The sequence below is a fragment of the Streptomyces sp. G5(2025) genome (assembly GCF_049542075.1).
Lineage (GTDB): Bacteria > Actinomycetota > Actinomycetes > Streptomycetales > Streptomycetaceae > Streptomyces.
Genome location: NZ_JBMUZT010000006.1, coordinates 1191884 through 1208016, shown reverse-complemented (window position 1 = coordinate 1208016; position 16133 = coordinate 1191884). Strand labels below are relative to the sequence as shown.

The following is a 16133-nucleotide window of genomic DNA, read 5'->3' as shown; positions in this document are numbered from 1 at the left end:
CGCCCCCGGCTCGGTACGATCCTCAGTGCGCGCGCATCAGAGAGAGCGCCGCAGCCCCCTTCTGCAAGGAGAGACCGGTGTCTGACGTCCGTGTGATCATCCAACGCGATTCCGAGCGGGAAGAGCGCGTGGTGACGACGGGCACTACGGCCGCCGACCTCTTCCCCGGTGAGCGCACCGTCGTCGCCGCCCGCGTGGCCGGCGAACTGAAGGACCTGGCGCACGCCGTGGCCGACGGCGACGAGATCGAGCCCGTCGAGATCTCCTCCGAGGACGGCCTGAACATCCTGCGCCACTCCACCGCGCACGTCATGGCGCAGGCCGTGCAGGAGCTCTTCCCCGAGGCCAAGCTCGGCATCGGCCCGCCCATCCGGGACGGCTTCTACTACGACTTCGACGTCAAGGAGCCGTTCACCCCCGAGGACCTCAAGCGCATCGAGAAGAAGATGCAGGAGATCCAGAAGCGGGGCCAGCGCTTCTCGCGCCGCGTCACCAACGACGACGACGCCCGCGTGGAGCTGGCCGACGAGCCGTACAAGCTGGAGCTGATCGGCCTCAAGGGCAACGCCGCGAACGCCGCCGACGGCGCGGACGCCGAGGTCGGCGCCGGCGAGCTGACCATCTACGACAACCTCGACGCGAAGACCGGCGAGCTGTGCTGGAAGGACCTCTGCCGGGGTCCGCACCTGCCCACCACCCGGAACATCCCCGCGTTCAAGCTGATGCGCTCCGCCGCCGCCTACTGGCGCGGCAGCGAGAAGAACCCGCAGCTCCAGCGCATCTACGGCACCGCCTGGCCGTCGAAGGACGAGCTGAAGGCGCACCTGGAGTTCCTCGCCGAGGCCGAGAAGCGCGACCACCGCAAGCTCGGCTCCGAGCTGGACCTCTTCTCCTTCCCGGAGGAGCTGGGCCCGGGCCTCGCGGTCTTCCACCCCAAGGGCGGCGTGATCCGCAAGGAGATGGAGACGTACTCCCGCAAGCGGCACGAGGACACGGGCTACGAGTTCGTGAACACCCCGCACATCTCCAAGGAGCGCCTCTTCGAGATCTCGGGTCACCTGCCGAACTACTCGGACGGCATGTTCCCGGCCATCGAGTTCGACGAGCAGAACTACCGCCTCAAGGCGATGAACTGCCCGATGCACAACCTCATCTTCAAGGCGCGCGGCCGCTCCTACCGCGAACTGCCCCTGCGGCTCTTCGAGTTCGGCACGGTCTACCGCTACGAGAAGTCCGGCGTGGTGCACGGCCTGACCCGCTCGCGCGGCTTCACCCAGGACGACTCGCACATCTACTGCACCAAGGAGCAGATGGCGGACGAGCTGGACTCGCTCCTCACCTTCGTCCTGGACCTGCTGCGCGACTACGGCCTGAACGAGTTCGAGCTGGAGCTGTCCACCCGCGACCCCGAGTCGGACAAGTTCATCGGCGAGGACGCGGAGTGGGAGGAGGCCACCGAGGCGCTGCGCCAGGCGGCCGCCAAGCAGGACCTCCCGCTCGTCCCGGACCCGGGCGGCGCCGCGTACTACGGCCCGAAGATCTCCGTGCAGGCCAAGGACGCCATCGGCCGGTCCTGGCAGATGTCGACCATCCAGGTCGACTTCCAGCAGCCGAAGCGCTTCGGCCTGGAGTACACCGCCTCCGACGGCACCAAGCAGCAGCCCGTCATGATCCACCGGGCGCTCTTCGGCTCCATCGAGCGGTTCTTCGCGGTGCTCCTGGAGCACTACGCGGGCGCCTTCCCGGTGTGGCTGGCCCCCGTGCAGGCGACCGGCATCCCGATCGGTGACGCGCACGTGCCCTACCTCCAGGAGTTCGCCGAGGAGGCGCGCAAGCGCGGGCTGCGGGTCGAGGTCGACGCCTCGTCGGACCGTATGCAGAAGAAGATCCGCAACGCCCAGCGCAGCAAGGTGCCGTTCATGGTCATCGTCGGTGACGACGACATGAACGCCGGGACGGTGTCCTTCCGCTACCGGGACGGGTCGCAGGAGAACGGGATTCCCCGTGACGAGGCGATCGCGAAGCTCGTCGACGTGGTGGAGCGTCGCGTACAGGTGTGATGTGGCCCCCCGCACGCGTGGGGCCGCAGGGGCGGTCCCGCTCGGGGCCGCCCCTCGCCGCGTACCCGCCCCTCGCCACACACCCGCCGAGGAATATGCTGACCACCATGACGAGTGAGCCGGAGCAGCAGATCGGAGTGGGTACGCAGGACGCGTTCCAGCGCCTGTGGACGCCCCACCGGATGGCGTACATCCAGGGCGAGAACAAGCCCACGGGCCCGGGGGCCGACGACGGCTGTCCCTTCTGCTCCATCCCGGCCAAGTCCGACGAGGACGGCCTGGTGATCGCGCGCGGCGAGCATGTGTACGCGGTGCTGAACCTCTACCCGTACAACGGCGGTCACTTGATGGTCGTGCCCTACCGCCACGTCGCCGACTACACCGACCTGACCGGCCCGGAGACGGCCGAGCTGGGCGAGCTGACCAAGCAGGCGATGACGGCCCTGCGCACCGCGTCCGGCGCGCACGGCTTCAACATCGGCATGAACCAGGGGGCCGTGGCGGGCGCCGGTATCGCCGCGCACCTGCACCAGCACGTCGTCCCGCGCTGGGGCGGCGACACCAACTTCATGCCGGTCGTGGGGCACACGAAGGTGCTGCCGCAGCTGCTCGCCGACACCCGCAAGATGCTCGCGGACGCCTGGCCCGCGGCTCTGTAGCGCCGCGGGGCCGTGGGCCGACCGCCCTCACGCGTCGTACACGTCCGCCTTCCTCGGCATCGGGTCCTGGATCGCCCCGCTGAGGAAGCCGGAGCGGGCGCCGAACTTCTCCGTGTCCACGCCGTTCTCCGCGAGGACCTTGATCGCCGCCGAGTGCACCACGCGCAGCACGGGCGTGGCGGCGCGCAGCGCGTCGTCGGCCATGAAGCGGTGCCGCCACGGCTTGTCGGCCCAGGCGTGCCGCAGGCCGAAGGGCTCGGGCAGGACCAGCTTGCCGCCGAGGTGGTCCAGGAGCGGTGGGTACCAGGTGAAGGGGGCGCGCACGGCGAGACGTACGACCTCGTCGGCGTCGACCAGCGGCAGGTGGCGGTCGACGGTCTCCCAGAACTTGATGGCCTTGGAGACCGTCTTCGTCTTGGGCTCGGGCTTGGTGGTGAACAGGGAGTTCACCGGTCCCAGCGCGTGCCCGGTGACCTCGATGCGCAGCGTCTCGTGCAGCACGGTCACCGTGATGAGCATCGTGATGACCAGCTGGCCGTCCCAGAGCGTGAACTGGACGCCCAGATAGTGACGGTCACCGCTGCCGAACTGCTGTTCGTTGCAGATGCGCTGTATTTCGTGGCCACGGATCTGGAAGGCCTCGACGTCCGTGCCGGTGGGGCGGGCCACCGACCCGGCGTTCTCCCCGATGGGGGAGACGATCCAGTGGTTTATCGACGGGGTCGGGAAGCCACCGGTGTGCAGCGGACCGCGCTCCAGCATGCGGAGCTGGTCGTGCACCGCTCGTATGACGTCCCAGCTGCGGAAGGGGTGGATGTCCTTGCCGGCCTCGGCGGGGACCAGCTCCTCGGCCAGCTGCCAGCTGCCCCAGCGCGTGCCCATGCCCAATATGCCCTTGGGGCCGGCGTAGAACACGGAGTTGCTCTGCTGTTCGGCGGAGAGCCTGGCGAGGCTCTGGCGCAGCCGCTCGGCGGCCGTCTCACCGGGGCTGCCCGGCACCGCCTCGGGGATCTTGGCGCCGATGCCGCCGCCCGAGAGCAGGGCGCCCCAGCGCTCGCGCATGTCCCTGGCCGTGCGCTCGGCGATCTGCTTGGCCCAGAACCAGCCCACCACCGGCAGGACGATCGACGCCCGCAGATACCACGCCCAGAAGCCGTCGAAGGGCAGCTTGAGCAGGGCGAGCACGGCCAGCACGCCCATGGCGACCAGGACCGCCGAGGCGAGCGCGCCCGCCCGCTTGTTCTCGCTCTTGGCGACCTGGCGCCTGATGGTGAAGACGAGCAGCCAGACGAACAGGCCCGGCAGGAACAGCAGGCCGCACAGGACCATCACCGCCGTGAGCCAGCTGTCGCGCTCCTTGCGGATGCGGTTCGCCGCGAGGCAGTGCTCCACCACCACCTGCGGCTCGATCCCGAAGGACTGGATGAGCGGCTTGCGGCCGCCGCCGAGCATCCGCACCTGCACGGTCCGCGCGAACGCCTCGCCGAGGCTCGGCTTGAACAGGGACCAGAGCCCCGGCTTCACCACGGACTTGTGCCACTCGCTGTTGGCCTTCAGGATCTCGTCGGCGTCTCCGTCCCGGTACGCCGCCGAGGCCAGGGCATGGGTCGCCGCGGTCTGTCCCGCGGCGCCCGAGAGCGGGACCTGTGCCCCGGGCCTGAAGTCGAATACATCGTCCGCCACTGCCGCCCCCTCGCCGCGACGCCTTCGCTCCTGCGGCTCTTCCCGACTTCCCTGTCCGGCACACCTGTTGCCGTCCGGCACATCCGTTGATCAGGTCATCAGCGTATCGGGGAGCACCGACATCCGTCAGGGCGCACCGGAGCCGCCGGGGAGCGCGGAAGGCGGCCCGCCCGGGAGGGACGGGGGCGGGTGGCCCCGTTCGCCGGCCGGCTCCGGCCGGGCTCAACTAGGCGGCGCCGCCCGCCCGTTGGCGTATCCGCTCCGACAGCTGAGGGGGCATCGGCTCATGGCGGGCGTAGGTGCGGCTGAACCGGCCGGTGCCCTGCGAGAGGGAGCGCAGATCCACCGCGTACCGGCCGATCTCGATCTCGGGGACCTCGGCCCGTACGAGTGTGCGGCCGCCCGGTGCCTGCTCGGTGCCGACCACCCGGCCGCGGCGGCCCGACAGATCGCTCATCACCGCGCCGACGTGGTCGTCACCGACCAACACCTGCACCTCGGCCACCGGTTCGAGCAGATGGATCCTGGCCTCGGCGGCCGCCTCCCGCAGCGCGAGCGCGCCCGCCGTCTGGAACGCGGCGTCGGAGGAGTCCACCGAGTGCGCCTTGCCGTCCAGCAGCGTGACGCGTACGTCGATGAGCGCGTACCCGGCCGCGACGCCCCTCGCCGCCTGCGCGCGCACGCCCTTCTCGACGGACGGAATGAACTGCCGCGGGACCGCGCCGCCGACGACCTTGTCGACGAACTCGATGCCGCTGCCGCCGGGCAGCGGCTCCACCTCGATCTCGCAGATCGCGTACTGGCCGTGTCCGCCGGACTGCTTCACATGCCGGCCGCGCCCCGTCGACCGGTCCGCGAACGTCTCCCGTAGGGAGACCTTGTGCGCTACGACGTCGACCTGCACGCCGTACCGGCTGCGCAACCGCTCCAGGGCCACGTCGGCGTGTGCCTCGCCCAGGCACCACAGGACCACCTGGTGGGTGTCCTGGTTGTGCTCAAGGCGCATCGTCGGGTCCTCGGCGACCAGGCGCGAGAGCCCCTGCGAGAGCTTGTCCTCGTCCGCCTTGCTGTGCGCCTGGATGGCGAGCGGCAGCAGCGGGTCCGGCATGTCCCAGGGCTCCATCAGGAGCGGGTCGTCCTTGTCCGAGAGCGTGTCGCCCGTCTCCGCGCGGTGCAGCTTGGCCACGCACGCCAGGTCGCCCGCCACGCACCGCGTGAGGGTGCGCTGGTGTTTGCCGAAGGGGGAGGAGAGCGCGCCGACGCGCTCGTCGACATCGTGGTCCTCGTGGCCCCGGTCCGCGAGGCCGTGGCCGGAGACGTGCACCGTCTCGTCGGGGCGCAGGGTGCCGGAGAAGACGCGTACGAGCGAGATCCGGCCGACATACGGGTCGGAGGCGGTCTTGACCACCTCGGCCACCAGGGGCCCTTCCGGGTCGCAGGTGAGCGCGGGCCGGGCCTTGCCGTCCGGTGTGGTCACGGCCGACGCGGAGTGCTCCAGCGGCGTGGGGAAGCCGCCGGTGATCAGCTCCAGGAGTTCGACCGTGCCGATGCCCTGGCGGGCGCCCTGCGCGGCGGGTCCGGCGGCGAGCACGGGATGGAAGACGCCGCGCGCGACGGCGCGTTCCAGGTCGTCCACGAGTGTCTTGTAGTCGATGTCCTCGCCGCCGAGGTAGCGGTCCATGAGGGACTCGTCCTCGCTCTCGGCGATGATCCCCTCGATGAGTGTGCCGCGGGCCTCCTCGATCACCGGCAGCTGTTCCCCGCCCGGCTCGGACTCCTTGCGCTCCCCGGAGGAGTAGTCGAAGACCCGCTGCGAGAGCAGCCCGATCAGCCCCGTCAGCGGCGCGTGCCCGTCGGGGCCCTGCTCGCCGTGGAGCGGCAGGTACAGCGGCAGTACGGCGTCCGGGTCGTCGGCGCCGAACGCCTCGGCGCAGCAGCGCGTGATGTCGGTGAAGTCCGTGCGGGCCGACTCCAGGTGCGTGACCACGATGGCCCGCGGCATGCCGACCGCCGCGCACTCCTCCCACACCATGCGGGTCGCGCCGGTGATGCCCTCCGTGCCCTCCGCCGCCGAGACGACGAAGAGGGCCGCGTCCGCGGCGCGCAGGCCGGCCCTCAGCTCGCCGACGAAGTCGGCGTACCCGGGGGTGTCCAACAGATTGATCTTGATGCCGTCCCATTCGAGGGGCACCAGGGAGAGCTGCACCGAGCGCTGCTGCCGGTGCTCGATCTCGTCGTGGTCGGAGACGGCCGTGCCGTCCTCGACCCGGCCCGCCCGGTTCACCGCCCCCGCGGTCAGCGCGAGGGCCTCCACCAGGGTCGTCTTGCCCGATCCGCTGTGGCCGACCAGCACCACGTTCCGTACGGAAGCGGGGTGGTCGGCCGTCACTGCCCTGCCGGCGGCTCCGGGGTGTGCGTTCGCCTTGTCGCCCATGCCTTGCCTCCCGGTCACGTGCGCGGTGAGGAGGCACAGCCCCCTCGGGGATGCTGGCTGCTGCGGACGCGCTGGGGCCCGGTGCGGGGCGGCTCCGACGGCGCCCGTGGTGCTTTCGAGCTTTCCACTCGCCTCCCGGTGCGTCCATACGTCGTACGCCATCGTGAGGGGGCGAGCCGGGCCCTCAGGGGCGTGACTACGATGGGTCGGCCGGTGGCCAACGGGGCCACGCGGCGCACCGACCCCTCGGGAAGGCCATGCTGAACAAGTACGCGCGTGCATTCTTCACGCGTGTCCTCACACCGTTCGCCGCGTTTCTCATCCGCCGCGGGGTCAGCCCCGACGCGGTCACCTTCATCGGCACGGCCGGTGTGGTGGCGGGAGCGCTGGTCTTCTTCCCTCGTGGCGAGTTCTTCTGGGGCACGATCGTCATCACGCTGTTCGTGTTCTCGGACCTCGTCGACGGCAACATGGCCCGCCAGCTCGGCCGCTCCAGCCGCTGGGGCGCCTTCCTCGACTCGACGCTCGACCGGGTGGCCGACGGTGCGATCTTCGGTGGCCTCGCCCTCTGGTACGCCGGATCGGGCGACGACAACATTCTCTGCGCCGTCTCCATCTTCTGCCTGGCGAGCGGCCAGGTGGTCTCGTACACGAAGGCGCGCGGCGAGGCCATCGGCCTGCCCGTCGCCGTCAACGGCCTGGTGGAGCGCGCCGAGCGCCTGGTGATCTCGCTGGTCGCAGCGGGCCTCGCGGGCCTCCACAAGTTCGGCGTCCCCGGCATCGAGATCCTGCTGCCCATCGCCCTGTGGATCGTCGCGGGGGGCAGCATGGTCACCCTCGTCCAGCGGGTCGTGACCGTGCGCCGCGAGTCCGCGGAGGCGGACACCGCCACGAGCCTGGAGGGTGGGAGCGCGCAGTGAAGGACCGCCTCACCGACGCGCTGTACGGTCTCGGCTGGAGCACCGTCAAGAAGCTCCCGGAGCCGGTCGCCGAGCGGCTCGGCAGGACCATCGCCGACACGGCCTGGAAGCGCCGCGGCAAGGGTGTGCTGCGCCTGGAGTCCAACCTCGCGCGCGTGGTGCCCGACGCCGGTCCGGAGCGGCTCGCCGAGCTCTCCAGGGCGGGCATGCGGTCGTACCTGCGCTACTGGATGGAGTCGTTCCGGCTGCCCTCCTGGAGCCGCGAGCGCATCAAGGAGGGCCTCGACGTCAAGGACGTCCACCACCTCACCGACGGCCTCGCCGCCGGCAAGGGCGCCATCGTCGCCCTGCCGCACCTGGGCAACTGGGACCTCGCGGGCGCCTGGGTCACCACACAGCTTGAGACGCCCTTCACGACCGTCGCCGAGCGGCTCAAGCCCGAGACGCTCTACGACCGCTTCGTCGCCTACCGCGAGAGCCTCGGCATGGAGGTCCTGCCGCACACCGGCGGCTCGGCCTTCGGCACGCTGGCCCGGCGGCTGCGCGCGGGCGGTCTCGTCTGCCTCGTCGCGGACCGCGACCTGTCGGCCTCCGGCGTCGAGGTGAAGTTCTTCGGGGAGAGCGCCCGGATGCCCGGGGGACCCGCCATGCTGGCCCAGCAGACCGGCGCGCTGCTCCTGCCCGTGACGCTCTGGTACGACGGTCCCGTCATGAAGGGCCGGATCCACCCGCCCGTGGACGTCCCCGAGACAGGTACGCGCGCCGAGAAGACGTCTGTCATGACGCAGGCGCTGGCCGACGCCTTCGCCACCGGTATCGCCGACCACCCGGAGGACTGGCACATGCTCCAGCGACTGTGGCTCGCCGACCTGGAACCCCGCACCGAAGGGTCCGCGGCGGGGGAGCCCTCGTGAAGATCGGCATCGTCTGCCCGTACTCGTGGGACGTGCCGGGCGGCGTCCAGTTCCACATCCGCGACCTGGCGGAGCACCTCATCCGGCTCGGCCACGAGGTGTCCGTCCTGGCCCCGGCCGACGACGAGACCCCGCTGCCGCCGTACGTCGTCTCGGCGGGCCGCGCCGTCCCCGTGCCGTACAACGGCTCGGTCGCACGGCTCAACTTCGGGTTCCTGTCGGCCGCGCGGGTGCGGCGCTGGCTGCACGACGGCACGTTCGACGTCATCCACATCCACGAGCCGACCTCGCCGTCGCTGGGGCTGCTCACCTGCTGGGCCGCGCAGGGCCCGATCGTCGCGACGTTCCACACGTCCAACCCGCGCTCCCGGGCCATGATCGCCGCGTATCCGATCCTTCAGCCCGCTCTGGAGAAGATCAGCGCCCGCATCGCCGTGAGCGAGTACGCACGCCGCACTCTCGTCGAACACCTGGGCGGCGACGCGGTCGTCATCCCGAACGGCGTCGACGTCGACTTCTTCGCCGAGGCCGAACCCAAGCCCGAGTGGCAGGGGGAGACCATCGGCTTCATCGGCCGCATCGACGAGCCCCGCAAGGGCCTGCCGGTCCTGATGAAGGCGCTGCCGCAGATCATCGCCGAGCGGCCGAACGCGCGCCTGCTGGTCGCCGGGCGCGGCGACGAGGACGAGGCGGTGGCCTCGCTCCCCGCCGAGCTGCGCCCCCGCGTGGAGTTCCTCGGCATGGTCAGCGACGAGGACAAGGCGCGGCTGCTGCGCAGCGTCGACCTGTACGTCGCCCCGAACACCGGCGGCGAGAGCTTCGGGATCATCCTGGTCGAGGCGATGTCCGCCGGCGCGCCGGTGCTCGCCAGCGACCTGGACGCCTTCGCCCAGGTCCTCGACCAGGGCGGGGCGGGCGACCTCTTCGGCAACGAGGACGCGGAGTCCCTCGCCAAGGCGGCGGTGCGCCTCCTCGCCGACCCCGAGCGCCGTGCGGGCCTGCGCGAGCGCGGCAGCGCGCACGTGCGGCGCTTCGACTGGTCGACCGTCGGCGCGGACATCCTCGCGGTGTACGAGACGGTGACGGACGGCGCGGCCTCGGTCGCCGAAGACGAACGATCGAGCCTGCGGGCCCGCTTCGGGCTGGCCCGGGGCTGACCTTCTGGTCCGCGGGGGCGGTCCTGCTGGCCTCCGGGGGTGGGCCTTCTGGCCCGCAGCGGTGGGCCTGTTGGCTTGGCGGGGGCGGCGTGTGCGGGGGTGGGGTTGGTGGCCTGGGGGGGGCAGGCGTGGTTGGCCTGGTGGGCAGGCCGGTGTTGGGTGGCCTGGTGGCCTGGTGGCCTGGTGGCTGGTGGCCCGGTGGCCCGGTGGGAGAGACGCCTTGACTCTGCCCGGCTGTGAACTGCGTCGGGAGTGGGCCTGGGGGGGCAGGCGTCTTGGCTTGGCGGGGCTGGCCTCTGTGCTGGGACGGCCTCTTGGTCCGGCGGGGCGGACTTCCTGGCCCGGCAGGACTGATCTCCGCTGGTGCGGTATGTGGGCCCGGCGGGGCAGGCGACTTGGCCCGGCGGGGCTGGCCTGTGCCGGGACGGCCTCCTGGCCCGGGCAAGGCAGACCTCCTCGCCCCGGCAGGGCTGGCCTTCGTCGGGTCGCCTCGTGGTCGGACAGGGCCGGGCTTCTCACCCGCTGGGGCTGACCTCCCGGCTTGCCGGATGCCTGGCGTGACCGCTCGGGGCGCTCGGCCTGGCCCCTGGGGGCGCCCGGCGGCGAGCCGGGCATCCCGGGGGGACTAGCCTTTGGGCTCGTGACCTCCACACTGATCTGGATCGCGGTAGTCCTCTTCGCGATCGGCCTCTACCTGAGCTGGACCGCCGGCCGGCTCGACCGGCTGCACGCGCGCATCGACGCGGCCCGCGCCGCCCTCGACGCACAACTGCTGCGCCGCGCCTCGGTCGCCCAGGAGCTGGCCACCTCCGGAGTCCTCGACCCCGCTGCCTCGATCGTGCTCTACGAGGCGGCGCACGCGGCCCGGCAGGCGGAGGAGGAACAGCGCGAGGTCGCCGAGAGCGAGCTGAGCCAGGCGCTGCGGGCCATCTTCGGCGAGGGCCAGCAGGTCGAGGCGGTGCGCGAGGCCCCCGGCGGGGACGAGGCGGCCACCGAACTGGCCGCCGCCGTACGCCGGGTGCCGATGGCCCGCCGCTTCCACAACGACTCCGTACGCGCCGCCCGCGCCCTGCGCAGGCACCGCAAGGTCCGGTGGTTCCGCCTCGCGGGCCACGCGCCCTTCCCGATGGCGTTCGAGATGGACGACGAGCCGCCGGTGGCCCTGGCCGACCGGGCCACGACGTAGATCTGACGGCGCTGACCAGGCACGTATCGAAAAAATGAGCCACCGGTCGCTCATTGGCCCTTGCTGTGGCCTGGGGGCCGGGAGTTTCCTCGGAACTGCAGAACCGTCTTCAACGAGTCTTCAGCGAGTGAGGTCAACTCCGTGTCCAGCATCGCCAGCAACAACCCGTCCCCCGAGACCGGCACCGCCCGTGTGAAGCGCGGCATGGCCGAGCAGCTCAAGGGCGGCGTGATCATGGACGTCGTCAACGCCGAGCAGGCGAAGATCGCCGAGGACGCCGGCGCCGTCGCCGTCATGGCGCTGGAGCGGGTGCCCGCCGACATCCGCAAGGACGGCGGCGTGGCCCGGATGTCCGACCCGAACATGATCGAAGAGATCATCGAGGCCGTCTCCATCCCGGTCATGGCCAAGTCCCGCATCGGCCACTTCGTCGAGGCCCAGGTCCTGCAGTCCCTCGGCGTCGACTACATCGACGAGTCCGAGGTCCTCACCCCGGCCGACGAGGTCAACCACAGCGACAAGTTCGCCTTCACGACGCCGTTCGTGTGCGGCGCCACCAACCTGGGCGAGGCCCTGCGCCGCATCGCCGAGGGCGCGGCCATGATCCGCTCCAAGGGCGAGGCCGGCACCGGCAACGTCGTCGAGGCCGTCCGCCACCTGCGCCAGATCAAGAACGAGATAGCCAAGCTGCGCGGCTACGACAACAACGAGCTGTACGCCGCCGCCAAGGAGCTGCGCGCCCCCTACGAGCTCGTCAAGGAGACCGCCGAGCTCGGCAAGCTGCCGGTCGTGCTCTTCTCCGCCGGTGGCGTCGCCACCCCCGCCGACGCGGCCCTGATGCGCCAGCTCGGCGCCGAGGGTGTCTTCGTCGGCTCCGGCATCTTCAAGTCCGGCGACCCGGCCAAGCGCGCCGCGGCCATCGTGAAGGCCACCACCTTCTACGACGACCCGAAGATCATCGCGGACGCCTCCCGCAACCTCGGCGAGGCCATGGTCGGCATCAACTGCGACACCCTGCCCGAGACCGAGCGCTACGCGAACCGAGGCTGGTGATGACCACTCCCGTAGTGGGCGTCCTCGCCCTCCAGGGGGACGTACGGGAGCACCTGATCGCCCTGGCCTCGGCGGACGCCCTGGCCAGGCCGGTCCGGCGCCCCGAGGAGCTCGCCGAGGTCGACGGCCTGGTCATCCCCGGCGGCGAGTCCACCACCATCTCCAAGCTGGCCACCCTCTTCGGCGTCATGGAGCCCCTCCGCGCGCGCGTGCGCGAAGGCATGCCGGTCTACGGCACCTGCGCGGGCATGATCATGCTCGCCGACAAGATCCTCGACCCGCGCTCGGGCCAGGAGACGGTCGGCGGCATCGACATGATCGTGCGGCGCAACGCCTTCGGACGGCAGAACGAGTCGTTCGAGGCGGCCGTCGACGTCAAGGGTGTCCAGGGTGCCCCTGTGGAGGGCGTCTTCATCCGCGCGCCCTGGGTGGAGTCGGTCGGTGCCGAGGTGGAGGTGCTCGCCGAGCACGAGGGCCACATCGTCGCCGTGCGCCAGGGCAACGCCCTCGCCACGTCCTTCCATCCCGAGCTGACGGGCGACCACCGGGTCCACGCTCTGTTCGTGGAGATGGCGCGGGGTAACCCGCGCGCGGGTTCCTTGTAGGATCTCCCGGGGTATCTCCCGGGCCCGCACGGCCCGGGAGTTCGTACAGGTTGGGTAACGCGAAGGAGACAGGCAGATGTCCGGCCACTCTAAATGGGCTACGACGAAGCACAAGAAGGCCGTGATCGACGCCAAGCGCGGCAAGCTCTTCGCGAAGATGATCAAGAACATCGAGGTCGCCGCCCGTACGGGCGGCGCCGACCCGGCCGGTAACCCGACCCTGTTCGACGCCATCCAGAAGGCCAAGAAGAGCTCGGTCCCGAACAAGAACATCGACTCCGCGGTCAAGCGCGGCGCCGGCCTCGAAGCCGGTGGCGCCGACTACGAGACGATCATGTACGAGGGTTACGGCCCGAACGGCGTCGCGGTGCTCATCGAGTGCCTCACCGACAACCGCAACCGCGCCGCGTCCGACGTCCGCGTCGCCATGACGCGCAACGGTGGCTCGATGGCCGACCCGGGCTCCGTCTCGTACCTCTTCAACCGCAAGGGCGTCGTGATCGTCCCCAAGGGTGAGGCCGGGCTGTCCGAGGACGACGTGCTCGGTGCCGTCCTGGACGCCGGTGCCGAAGAGGTCAACGACCTCGGCGAGACCTTCGAGGTGCTCAGCGAGGCCACCGACCTGGTCGCGGTCCGCACCGCGCTCCAGGAGGCCGGCATCGACTACGACTCGGCCGACGCCAACTTCGTCCCGACCATGCAGGTCGAGCTGGACGAGGACGGCGCCCGGAAGATCTTCAAGCTGATCGACGCCCTGGAGGACAGCGACGACGTGCAGAACGTCTTCGCCAACTTCGACGTCTCGGACGAGGTCATGGCGCAGGTCGACGCGTAAGCGCTCCGCCGGGTCTCCGGATCCGATGGCTGCCGGGCCGTCCGTGATTGCTCGCGCAGTTCCCCGCGCCTATGGGGCGTTCGAACGGGCCGACGGGACACACCCCGTCGGCCCGTCGCGTTGTCGGCGTTGTCAGCGGGAGCCTATAGCCTGCACGGACAGGCAATGGGGAGGGGTTACGTGCGCGTGCTGGGAGTCGACCCGGGGCTCACCCGGTGTGGTGTCGGCGTCGTCGAAGGCGTGGCCGGGCGCCCCCTGACCATGCGCGGCGTCGGAGTCGTACGCACCCCGGCGGACGCGGAGTTGGGCCACCGCCTCGTCGCCATCGAGCGGGGCATCGAGCAGTGGCTCGACGAGCACAGCCCCGAAGTCCTCGCCGTGGAGCGGGTGTTCAGCCAGCACAATGTGCGTACGGTCATGGGCACCGCCCAGGCCAGCGCCGTCGCCATGCTCTGCGCCTCGCGCCGCGGCATCCCCGTCGCCCTGCACACCCCCAGCGAGGTCAAGGCCGCCGTCACCGGCAGCGGCCGCGCCGACAAGGCCCAGGTGGGCGCCATGGTGACGAGGCTGCTGCGGCTCGACGCACCGCCGAAGCCCGCCGACGCCGCGGACGCCCTGGCCCTCGCCATCTGCCACATCTGGCGCGCCCCCGCGCAGAACCGCCTCCAGCGGGCCGTCGCCCAGAACCGCCTCCAGCGGGCCGCGGCCCTGCACGCCGCCAGGACCCCGGCGGCGAAGACCCCGGCAGCGAAGACTCCCGCAGCGAAATCCCCGGCAGCGAAGTCCCCGACAGCACAGAAAGGCCGTACGGCATGATCGCCTTCGTCAGCGGCCCCGTCGCCGCCCTCGCCCCCGACACCGCGGTGGTCGAGGTCGGCGGCATCGGCATGGCCGTCCAGTGCACGCCGAACACCCTCTCCACGCTCCGCGTCGGCCAGCAGGCCAAGCTCGCCACCTCCCTGGTCGTGCGCGAGGACTCCCTGACCCTGTACGGCTTCGCGGACGACGACGAGCGGCAGACCTTCGAGCTGCTCCAGACCGCGAGCGGCGTCGGCCCGCGCCTGGCCCAGGCCATGCTCGCCGTGCACAGCCCCGACGCCCTGCGGCGCGCGGTCTCCACCGGCGACGAGAAGGCGCTGACCGCCGTGCCCGGCATCGGCAAGAAGGGCGCCCAGAAGCTGCTCCTGGAGTACAAGGACCGCCTCGGGGAGCCGCTCGGCACCGGCGGCCCCGCCGTCGGCAAGGCCGTCACCTCCGGCTGGCGCGACCAGCTGCACGCCGCGCTCATCGGCCTCGGGTACGCCACGCGCGAGGCCGACGAGGCCGTCGCCGCCGTCACCCCCCAGGCCGAGGCGACCGAGGGCACCCCGCAGGTGGGCCAGCTCCTCAAGGCCGCGCTCCAGACCCTGAACCGCACCCGCTGAGCGCTCCCGCGCCGGCCCCCGACCCCCGAACCGCATCGCGAGGCACACCGCATGAACTGGGACGACACCACCGACGAAGCTGCCGCCGCGGCCGAGCGGCTGGTCGGTGCGGCCGCCGACGGCGAGGACCAGGCCGTCGAGGCCGCCCTGCGCCCCAAGGACCTGGGCGAGTTCATCGGCCAGGAGAAGGTCCGCGAGCAGCTCGACCTCGTCCTGCGGGCCGCCCGCGCGCGCGGCGCCACCGCCGACCACGTCCTGCTCTCCGGGGCCCCCGGCCTCGGCAAGACGACCCTCTCCATGATCATCGCCGCCGAGATGGGCGCCCCGATCCGCATCACCAGCGGCCCCGCCATCCAGCACGCGGGCGACCTCGCCGCGATCCTCTCCTCCCTCCAGGAGGGCGAGGTCCTCTTCCTCGACGAGATCCACCGCATGTCGCGGCCCGCCGAAGAGATGCTCTACATGGCGATGGAGGACTTCCGCGTCGACGTCATCGTCGGCAAGGGCCCCGGCGCCACCGCCATCCCGCTCGAACTGCCGCCCTTCACCCTGGTCGGCGCCACCACGCGCGCGGGTCTGCTGCCCCCGCCGCTGCGCGACCGCTTCGGCTTCACCGCGCACATGGAGTTCTACGAACCCGCGGAGCTGGAGCGCGTCGTCCACCGCTCCGCCCAACTGCTCGACGTGGAGATCGACCCGCAGGGCGCCGCCGAGATCGCGGGCCGCTCGCGCGGCACGCCCCGTATCGCCAACCGCCTGCTGCGCCGCGTGCGGGACTACGCCCAGGTCAAGGCGGACGGCAGGATCGACCGCGAGATCGCGGGCGCGGCCCTCGCGGTCTACGAAGTCGACGGACGCGGCCTCGACCGCCTCGACCGCGCCGTCCTGGAGGCCCTGCTCAAACTGTTCGGCGGCGGCCCCGTCGGCCTCTCCACCCTCGCGGTCGCCGTGGGGGAGGAGCGCGAGACCGTCGAGGAGGTCGCCGAGCCCTTCCTCGTACGGGAGGGGCTGCTCGCCCGCACCCCCCGCGGGCGCGTCGCCACCCCCGCGGCCTGGGCGCACCTGAACCTCACCCCATCGCAGCAAGTGGGCGGGAGCACGGGCGGGAAGGGACAACAGGATCTGTTCGGAGCGTGACGGCGGCGCGTCGGCCCCGCCGGGGCGGCACGCGGGCGTCGGAACGGCGCGGATAGTCGTCCGGTC

Annotated in this window: 13 protein-coding genes and 1 pseudogene; 12 read left to right on the top strand and 2 right to left on the bottom strand. The window is 71.5% G+C overall.

The genetic code is table 11. The annotated features are described in order from the left end of the window. Positions 1 to 77 precede the first annotated feature (77 nt). The gene (gene thrS, locus ACOBQB_RS16250; RefSeq protein ID WP_423592507.1) at positions 78 to 2060 is read left to right on the top strand and encodes a threonine--tRNA ligase; all 1983 of its coding nucleotides are present in this window, start codon (positions 78 to 80) and stop codon (positions 2058 to 2060) included. 95 nt (positions 2061 to 2155) lie between these two features. After that, the gene (locus ACOBQB_RS16245; protein WP_423592505.1) at positions 2156 to 2719 is read left to right on the top strand and encodes an HIT family protein; all 564 of its coding nucleotides are present in this window, start codon (positions 2156 to 2158) and stop codon (positions 2717 to 2719) included. Positions 2720 to 2746: 27 nt separating this feature from the next. Here the strand turns inward: ACOBQB_RS16245 and ACOBQB_RS16240 are convergent, their stop codons facing one another. Both ACOBQB_RS16240 and ACOBQB_RS16235 read right to left on the bottom strand, forming a co-directional pair. Next, positions 2747 to 4402, bottom strand: coding sequence for a hypothetical protein (locus tag ACOBQB_RS16240; RefSeq protein WP_423592503.1), 1656 nt, complete (start codon positions 4400 to 4402; stop codon positions 2747 to 2749). A 226-nt stretch (positions 4403 to 4628) separates the two neighbouring features. Further along, positions 4629 to 6836: an elongation factor G-like protein EF-G2 gene (locus tag ACOBQB_RS16235; protein ID WP_423592502.1), complete on the bottom strand. Its 2208-nt coding sequence runs from the start codon at positions 6834 to 6836 to the stop codon at positions 4629 to 4631. Positions 6837 to 7037: 201 nt separating this feature from the next. On the opposite strand from ACOBQB_RS16235, the pseudogene pgsA reads away from it, so the two are divergent. The 10 genes and pseudogenes from pgsA (at position 7038) to ruvB (ending at position 16067) form a co-directional block, all read left to right on the top strand. Then, positions 7038 to 7756 (top strand): annotated as a pseudogene (gene pgsA / locus ACOBQB_RS16230) (phosphatidylinositol phosphate synthase). Further along, positions 7753 to 8670, top strand: coding sequence for a phosphatidylinositol mannoside acyltransferase (locus ACOBQB_RS16225; protein WP_423592501.1), 918 nt, complete (start codon positions 7753 to 7755; stop codon positions 8668 to 8670). The pseudogene pgsA and the gene ACOBQB_RS16225 overlap by 4 nt, the downstream one beginning before the upstream one ends. After that, the gene (locus ACOBQB_RS16220; protein ID WP_423592500.1) at positions 8667 to 9827 is read left to right on the top strand and encodes a glycosyltransferase family 4 protein; all 1161 of its coding nucleotides are present in this window, start codon (positions 8667 to 8669) and stop codon (positions 9825 to 9827) included. Before ACOBQB_RS16225 ends, ACOBQB_RS16220 begins: the two co-directional genes overlap by 4 nt. A 640-nt stretch (positions 9828 to 10467) precedes the next feature. Then, positions 10468 to 11013, top strand: coding sequence for a hypothetical protein (locus ACOBQB_RS16215; RefSeq protein ID WP_423592499.1), 546 nt, complete (start codon positions 10468 to 10470; stop codon positions 11011 to 11013). Between the two features lie 141 nt (positions 11014 to 11154). Next, entirely contained in the window at positions 11155 to 12066 is a 912-nt protein-coding gene (gene pdxS, locus ACOBQB_RS16210) for a pyridoxal 5'-phosphate synthase lyase subunit PdxS (RefSeq protein ID WP_423592497.1), read from the top strand. Then, positions 12063 to 12671 (top strand): pyridoxal 5'-phosphate synthase glutaminase subunit PdxT, encoded by a 609-nt coding sequence (pdxT, locus tag ACOBQB_RS16205; RefSeq protein ID WP_423592495.1) that lies wholly within the window; start codon positions 12063 to 12065, stop codon positions 12669 to 12671. The genes pdxS and pdxT overlap by 4 nt, the downstream gene beginning before the upstream one ends. Before the next feature lie 76 nt (positions 12672 to 12747). Next, entirely contained in the window at positions 12748 to 13506 is a 759-nt protein-coding gene (locus tag ACOBQB_RS16200; RefSeq protein WP_423592493.1) for a YebC/PmpR family DNA-binding transcriptional regulator, read from the top strand. Between the two features lie 180 nt (positions 13507 to 13686). Next, positions 13687 to 14322 (top strand): crossover junction endodeoxyribonuclease RuvC, encoded by a 636-nt coding sequence (gene ruvC, locus ACOBQB_RS16195; RefSeq protein ID WP_423592492.1) that lies wholly within the window; start codon positions 13687 to 13689, stop codon positions 14320 to 14322. Continuing rightward, positions 14319 to 14930 carry a Holliday junction branch migration protein RuvA gene (gene ruvA / locus ACOBQB_RS16190; RefSeq protein ID WP_423592491.1) on the top strand — a complete coding sequence of 204 codons (612 nt, stop codon included), beginning with the start codon at positions 14319 to 14321 and terminating at the stop codon, positions 14928 to 14930. Before ruvC ends, ruvA begins: the two co-directional genes overlap by 4 nt. A gap of 51 nt (positions 14931 to 14981) precedes the next feature. Further along, entirely contained in the window at positions 14982 to 16067 is a 1086-nt protein-coding gene (gene ruvB / locus ACOBQB_RS16185; RefSeq protein WP_423592489.1) for a Holliday junction branch migration DNA helicase RuvB, read from the top strand. Positions 16068 to 16133 lie beyond the last annotated feature (66 nt).

Bases quoted from the DNA above. Each gene is read 5' to 3' on its own strand.
- ruvA (WP_423592491.1), top strand. From the start codon at position 14,319: ATGATCGCCTTCGTCAGCGGCCCCGTCGCCGCCCTCGCCCCCGACACC.
- ACOBQB_RS16200 (WP_423592493.1), top strand. From the start codon at position 12,748: ATGTCCGGCCACTCTAAATGGGCTACGACGAAGCACAAGAAGGCCGTG.
- ruvB (WP_423592489.1), top strand. From the start codon at position 14,982: ATGAACTGGGACGACACCACCGACGAAGCTGCCGCCGCGGCCGAGCGG.
- ACOBQB_RS16245 (WP_423592505.1), top strand. From the start codon at position 2,156: ATGCTGACCACCATGACGAGTGAGCCGGAGCAGCAGATCGGAGTGGGT.
- ACOBQB_RS16235 (WP_423592502.1), bottom strand. From the start codon at position 6,836: ATGGGCGACAAGGCGAACGCACACCCCGGAGCCGCCGGCAGGGCAGTG.